Source organism: Protofrankia sp. CiP3 (assembly GCF_917627345.1).
GTDB lineage: Bacteria > Actinomycetota > Actinomycetes > Frankiales > Frankiaceae > Protofrankia.
The window spans coordinates 49331-55581 of sequence record NZ_CAKJTM010000003.1 but is presented as its reverse complement, the minus strand read 5'-3'; the positions used below and the strand labels follow the sequence as shown (position 1 = coordinate 55581).

The following is a 6251-nucleotide window of genomic DNA, read 5'->3' as shown; positions in this document are numbered from 1 at the left end:
TCCATCCGCCCGGACGCCGCTCCCTGATCGAACGCCCTACTGCCGGAGCCTCTTGGTCTGTTTCGTCAGGTTTTATTTCGCCCTGGCCACGGTTGTGATGACACCGTTCGAGTCGACCCGGCGGATCCGGTCGTTCTTGTCGTCGGCGATGTAGAGGTTGCCCGCGCCGTCGACAGCGGTGCCGGTCGGGCTTGACAGCTGTGCCCGGGTGGCTGCGCCGCCGTCCCCGGCGTAGCCTTCGGTCCCGTTGCCGGCAACGGTGGCGATCATACCGTCGGACGTCACCCGCCGGACGCGCTGATTGCCGTAATCAGCGATGTAGAGGATGCCGTCAGGACTGACCGCGACGCTTGGGATGCGCAGTTTGGCCGCGGTCGCGGGGCCGCCGTCCCCGTCATAGCCGTAGGCGCCGTTACCGGCCACCGTGCTGATGGTCCCGTGCGGGTCGATCTTCCGGACGCGCTCGTTGCCGAGATCCGCCACGTAGAGGGTGCCGTCAGCGGCGATCGCCAGCCCGTTCGGGTTGTCGAACTCGGCTGCTGTGGCAGGCCCGCCGTCCCCGGAAAAGCCCTTGGTACCGACACCGGCCACTGTCGTGATAACGCCGCTCGGGCTGATCCGCCGGATGCGCTGGTTGCCGTAGTCGGCGACGTAGAGGGTGCCGTCGGCCGCGAGGGCCAGCCCATTCGGTTCGTTCAGCTGCGCGGCGGTCGCCGGGCCGCCATCCCCGGTGAAGCCCGCCGTCCCGGTACCCGCGATCGTACTGATGATCCCGTTTGTATCGATCTTCCGAATGCGTTGGTTGCTTGAGTCGCTGATATAGATGTTTCCCGACGAGTCCAGCACCGTTGCGGCTGGGCTGTCGAGCTGTGCCTGGTTTGCGGGACCGCCGTCCGCGGTGAAGCCGCTGGTCCCAGTGCCGGCGACGGTCGTGACGGTCCCGTCTTTGCCGATTTTGTGGATTTGATGACTGGTCCAGTCGGTGATGTAGAGCGCACCAGCCCGGTCGATGGTGACGTCATAGGCGTCCAGCCCCGACAGCGTCACCGACGGGCCGGCATAGGCCACACCAGGGGAGTAGGTCGCGGACGGCGTGGCTTGATCGCGATGATGGTTCCTGGCGGCCATCAGCGCGAGGCTGAAGACCAGCGCGAGTATCACGATGCCCGCGACACCGGCGATGAGCCAGGCCCGGCGGGACGGCTGGGACGGCTGCGCAGGGCGTTGTTGCTGCCACGGTGGCGGGTAGCCGGCCACTGGTTGCGGTTGTGCCGGCCAGGCCGGAGCAGGCGTCCCGGCCGGGGTGAAACCCCGGCCGGCCGGCGGGACGAACGGGTTCGCCTGCCACCATCCTGAGGCAGGTTGTGCCAGCGGCTGCTGAGCCGGTCCGGCTCCCTGGCCGCGCGGCGGGAACTGCTCCGGGGCGAGCCTGGTCGGCGGAGTGTCCGTCGCCGGCGGTACCCATGGGTCAGCGTCCGGGGACCATCCGCGCGGACCGCTCGGCGCGGACCCGGATGCCGTCGGCGGCCGCGGGCCGGCCGGGCCCGGCCTGGCTGGCTGGCGCTGTGCCGCGTGCCGTACCTCGTCGTCGAGGCGGACCCCGATGCCTGACTGGGCGAGCCAGCCCGGGCCGAACGTGCCTGCGGCGGCCTGGGCGAGTTCGAGCGCGAACTGGGTGGCGCTCGGGAAGCGGGCGGCTGGGTCCTTGACCAGCGTTTTCATGATTACTCTACTGATCGGCTCGGGCACGTCGGTCAGCGGTGGTGGATTCACATTGAGGTGATGGTTGACCAGCGCGCCCACGGACAGGGCCCGGCCGAAAAGCGGCCGGCGGGCCAGTAGCTCGTAGAGCACCCCGCCGAGCGCGTAGAGATCGGTCGAGACATACAGGCGACCACCGGTGATCTGTTCGGGAGCCATGTAGCGAGGCGTCCCGAGAACCCCGCTCGCCGTGGTCTCGGTACCTTCGAAAATCTTTGCCACGCCGAAGTCGGTGACTTTGAGCAGCCCGTCCGAAGCGAACATCATGTTGTCGGGCTTGATGTCGCGGTGCAGGACGTTGTGGGCGTGCGCGGCATCCAGCGCGCCCGCCGCGGCAAGACCCAGCGCGCAGGTGGCCTCGGGCGACATCGGGCCGGCCGCCAACCGCTGGCGCAGCGTGCCGCCGGGGAGCAGCTCCATGACGAGCAGACAGGTGCCCTGATGCTCGATGTAGTCGTGGATGCGCACGATATGTGGATGGTCTAGTTCGGCCAGTACCCGTGCCTCGGCGAGGAAACGGGCGCGCAGGTTCACGTCACCGGCGGTGTCGAGCAGGACTTTGATCGCGACATTCCGGCCGATCAAACGATGTCGGCCGCCGAGCACAAGCCCATAGCCACCACGACCGAGTTCCCCTTCGACCTGGTAGCCGGGGAGCGCGGTCTGCACCAGCGAGCGATCGATCAACAAAGGCCAGTTTCCGTTCGCCACCGTATGGACGGCATTCGCCGCGGCCGTGCCCGGCGGGGGTCACGCCGACGACCGACATCCCCTTCAGCCATGAATTCAGTCGTGAGTGTACGGCTGTCGTCGCATGCGCATCTCCGGGTGGTCATGGGTGACTCTGGTAGATCAGTGATATAGATCATAACAGCATCTTGTTGATGACTTTTCGGATTCATTCTGGAGCTGTGTGTAATCGTTTTGTGTGTCCGGCGCAACGGGCATCCGCTGTCCCGCTGGCGGGCTGGCGCCGCGGCTCATCCGGTGACGCGCGCGGTGACCTGGTCGGTGACGCGGTGGCGTGGACCTCGCGTGGGGCATGCAGGATCGTGAACATGTCGCCGACGCGCCCGCGGCCATCGGACTGGGAGGTCCCGAAAAATCATGTCGCCTATCGAGCCGTCCATCGATGCCGTCCAGCACGCCTCTCCTATCATGGGAACGCCGGAATGGACAGCTCTCGACAAGCACTTCGCCGAGCTCGCCGACGTCCATCTGCGTAACCTTTTTGCCAATGACCCGAACCGGGGCGAGAGACTCGCCGTGGCAGCCGACGGCCTGTACCTCGACTACTCGAAGAACCGGGTAACCGACCAGACGCTGGAATTGTTGGTGGCTTTGGCCGAGCGCGCGCGGCTGCGTGCACAGATCGAGGCGATGTTCACCGGCCAGAAGATCAACACAACTGAGCGCAGGGCTGTTCTTCATGTCGCGCTGCGCGCCCCCGCGGACGCCGTCGTCGAAGCGGACGGTGTGAATGTCGTTCCCCAGGTGCATGCCGTGCTCGAGCGGATGTCGGTGTTCGCTGACAAGGTCCGTTCCGGTGTCTGGACCGGCGTGACCGAGAAGCATATCCGGACTGTTGTCAATATCGGGATCGGAGGTTCGGACCTCGGGCCGGCCATGGCATACGAAGCACTAGAGGATTACTCCGACCGCTCGATACAGTTCCGTTTCGTATCGAATGTGGATGGTACCGACATCTGGGAAGCGACAGCCGATCTCGACCCGGCCGAGACGCTGTTCATCGTGTCGTCGAAGACCTTCACCACCCTGGAGACGCTCGCGAACGCCCGCGCCGCGCGGGCCTGGCTGGTCGACGCGCTCGGCCCGGACGCGGTTCCGTTCCACTTCGTGGCGGTCTCGACGAACACGGAGAAGGTGACCGAGTTCGGTATCGACAGTGCCAACATGTTCGAATTCTGGGACTGGGTGGGCGGGCGTTACTCGCTCGACTCTGCGATCGGCCTGTCCCTGATGCTGGCGATCGGGCCGGACAACTTCCGGGACATGCTCGCCGGGTTCCACGCGATGGACGTGCACTTCCGTACCGCCCCGTTCGAGCGGAACCTACCGGTGCTGCTCGGTCTGCTCGGCCTGTGGTACCGGGACTTCTTCGGTGCGCAGACCCATGCGGTGCTGCCCTACAGCCACTATCTCGGGCGTTTTCCCGCCTATCTCCAGCAGCTGGACATGGAGAGCAACGGCAAGTCGGTGGACCGGGCTGGGCGAACGGTGCCTGTCCCCACCGGTCCGGTCGTGTGGGGGACCCCCGGTACCAACGGGCAGCATGCCTACTTCCAGCTCATCCACCAGGGAACCGCGCTGGTCCCCGCCGACTTCATCGGTTTTCTCACCGCCAGCCACGACGTGCGTGCGGGTGGCGTGGACCACCATGTACTGCTGATGGCGAACTTCTTCGCCCAGACCGAGGCGCTGGCGTTCGGCAGGACGGCCGAGCAGGTCGCCGCCGAACACGTAGACCGGAAAATCATCCCACATCGGACATTTCCTGGAAATCGGCCTACCAACACGATTCTCGCCGACCGGCTGACCCCGTTCCGGCTCGGTCAGCTGATCGCTCTCTACGAACACAAGGTCTTCACTCAGGGTGCGATCTGGAATATCAACAGTTTCGATCAGTGGGGTGTGGAGCTCGGCAAGGCGCTCGCGGCGCGGATCATTCCGGAGCTGTCGGCAGACGGGCCGGTGGAGCTGGCGCACGACAGCTCCACCAACAGTCTCATCCGCCGGTTCCGTGCCGCGAACGAGCCATCGGAGCGCGAGTCCTGATCTGGCCGGATTGTCTGAATCATCGAGCACGCCGGTACGACGGTAATTCGTGTTATCCGACATTAATGCGTGGCACATCTCTTGCTTTTCGTCAGTGAAATCCGGGATCTTGGTTACCCTCGGTAGTATCGCTGCATGGGGTGTACGTATCCCGTGGCTCGGGGAGAGAGCATCCTGTGGGCGGTTCGGTTCGGGAGGCCTGCCGGACCGCCAGGACGATATGAGCCAGGAGGTGTCGCCTCGCTGCCAACCGGCCGGGGTGCGGGGCCGCGGCCAGGCGGCGCGGAACGACGACGGGTGCCGACGACAGGTGCCGGCGGGAGTACCGGGGGGCGGAAACATGCAGGTCGAAGCCGGTCATCTGCGGATGTCGGTGACCCACTCGGGGTGCGATGTGCTCATCGTGCTCGATGGCGAACTCGATACCCGCGGCCGGCTGCGGTTCCGCCAGGAGATCCATGAACTGCTGGGCCGCGGCGGCACGGACGTGACGGTGGATGTCGACGGCCTGCATGCCGTCGACATCGCTGGCATGGCGGCGTTGCTGCGGGCCGAACTGCTGTTGCGAGGAGTCCACTCCAGCCTTCGGGTGCGGGGGGCCTCCCCGGCGTTCATGGCGTTGCTGCGTTCGACCGGTCTGACCGGCCGCCTGCGGGTTGATGCCGGGTCACGGCGATCGGGCGCGCCGGCCTCCGCCGCCGCTGGCGGTCCCGCGCACTGACCTCCCGCCCCGCTGGGCGCCCGGGGATGCGCACGGACGGCATGCGGGCTCACGGATGCGCGGGCTCACGGATGCGCGGACTGGCGCGACACGATCAGCCGTAGCAGCCGCACAGGCGGTGGTCCGCCATCCTCGACGTCGCCGGGGGACTCGTCATCGAGGTCGGGAACCAGCTGGAGCCGGGGCCGGCGTACTTTTTCGATCATTTGTTCCACCTGGTGCATAGCCAGCATGCCGATCATGAGCACCAGTGGGAATCCCAGCACAATTGCTATGGATCCGGCCATCGCGTCCTCCGCGGCTCGCCCGAAAACACGGAAAGTCTTTCCGTGATCTCTCTGTGCCTCCACACTTCTGTTACCCACGGTTGTGGGAAATTCACCTTCTGGCGACGGCTTCGTCCGTCCAGGGTGAGCGCCGCGATCGGCCGGCGCGTGGCCGGCACAGGTGTGGCTGACACAGATGTGATCATGTTTTTTCGTGTGTCCGGGATGCGCTGAGGAGCCTCCTGGCTCACGGCGGGCGTCCGGCAGCAAGCCGGGCACCCGGCCGAATTCGTCTCCTGTCACCATGTCTGGTATGTCGAGGCCTGCCGTTGCGCAACCGGCGGGCTCAGGCGGCCGATCGCCGGAAGGCCCGCCGCTGCGCGGTCCCTACCGCGGTCCGTGGCCCGTCGGGCGCGCCGTGCCGACCGAGTCCCAGTTGCGGGCGCGGATGCGGATGCTGCTCGAACAGCTTGAGATCTCGCAAGCCGAGATCGTTCTGTACCGGGCGGCCTATGTGCGGGTCAGTGAGGAGGAGATCGCCGACCGTCCCTGGCTGCGCACTCCCCTCGAGCGCCTCACCGTCCCCCGCCTCGCCCGGGCGCTGGCCCGTGAGCTCGACGCTATGGAGCGTTTCCGATTGTGGGCAGAGGAGCTCCACCAGCTCCAGGAAGAAGCCTGCGCCCGCGGTCTGCTCAGCTCGCCGTAGC

Annotated in this window: 5 protein-coding genes; 3 read left to right on the top strand and 2 right to left on the bottom strand. The window is 66.4% G+C overall.

Annotation, left to right across the window (positions count from 1 at the left end; all coding sequences use genetic code 11):
• Nucleotides 1–72: 72 nt before the first annotated feature.
• Nucleotides 73–2451, bottom strand: a complete 2379-nt coding sequence (locus MJ797_RS01770; RefSeq protein WP_239331052.1) for a protein kinase — start codon at nucleotides 2449–2451, stop codon at nucleotides 73–75.
• A 417-nt stretch (nucleotides 2452–2868) separates the two neighbouring features.
• On the opposite strand from MJ797_RS01770, the gene pgi reads away from it, so the two are divergent.
• Nucleotides 2869–4557: a glucose-6-phosphate isomerase gene (pgi, locus tag MJ797_RS01765; RefSeq protein WP_239331050.1), complete on the top strand. Its 1689-nt coding sequence runs from the start codon at nucleotides 2869–2871 to the stop codon at nucleotides 4555–4557.
• Nucleotides 4558–4897: 340 nt separating this feature from the next.
• Nucleotides 4898–5278 carry an STAS domain-containing protein gene (locus MJ797_RS01760; protein WP_239331048.1) on the top strand — a complete coding sequence of 127 codons (381 nt, stop codon included), beginning with the start codon at nucleotides 4898–4900 and terminating at the stop codon, nucleotides 5276–5278.
• Between the two features lie 65 nt (nucleotides 5279–5343).
• On the opposite strand, the gene MJ797_RS01755 is transcribed toward MJ797_RS01760, so the two are convergent.
• Complete coding sequence (locus MJ797_RS01755) at nucleotides 5344–5565, bottom strand: hypothetical protein (protein ID WP_239331046.1); 222 nt, start codon at nucleotides 5563–5565, stop codon at nucleotides 5344–5346.
• Nucleotides 5566–5962: 397 nt separating this feature from the next.
• Here MJ797_RS01755 and MJ797_RS01750 point away from each other — a divergent pair, with 397 nt between their 5' ends.
• Nucleotides 5963–6250, top strand: coding sequence for a hypothetical protein (locus tag MJ797_RS01750; protein ID WP_239331044.1), 288 nt, complete (start codon nucleotides 5963–5965; stop codon nucleotides 6248–6250).
• Nucleotide 6251 lies beyond the last annotated feature (1 nt).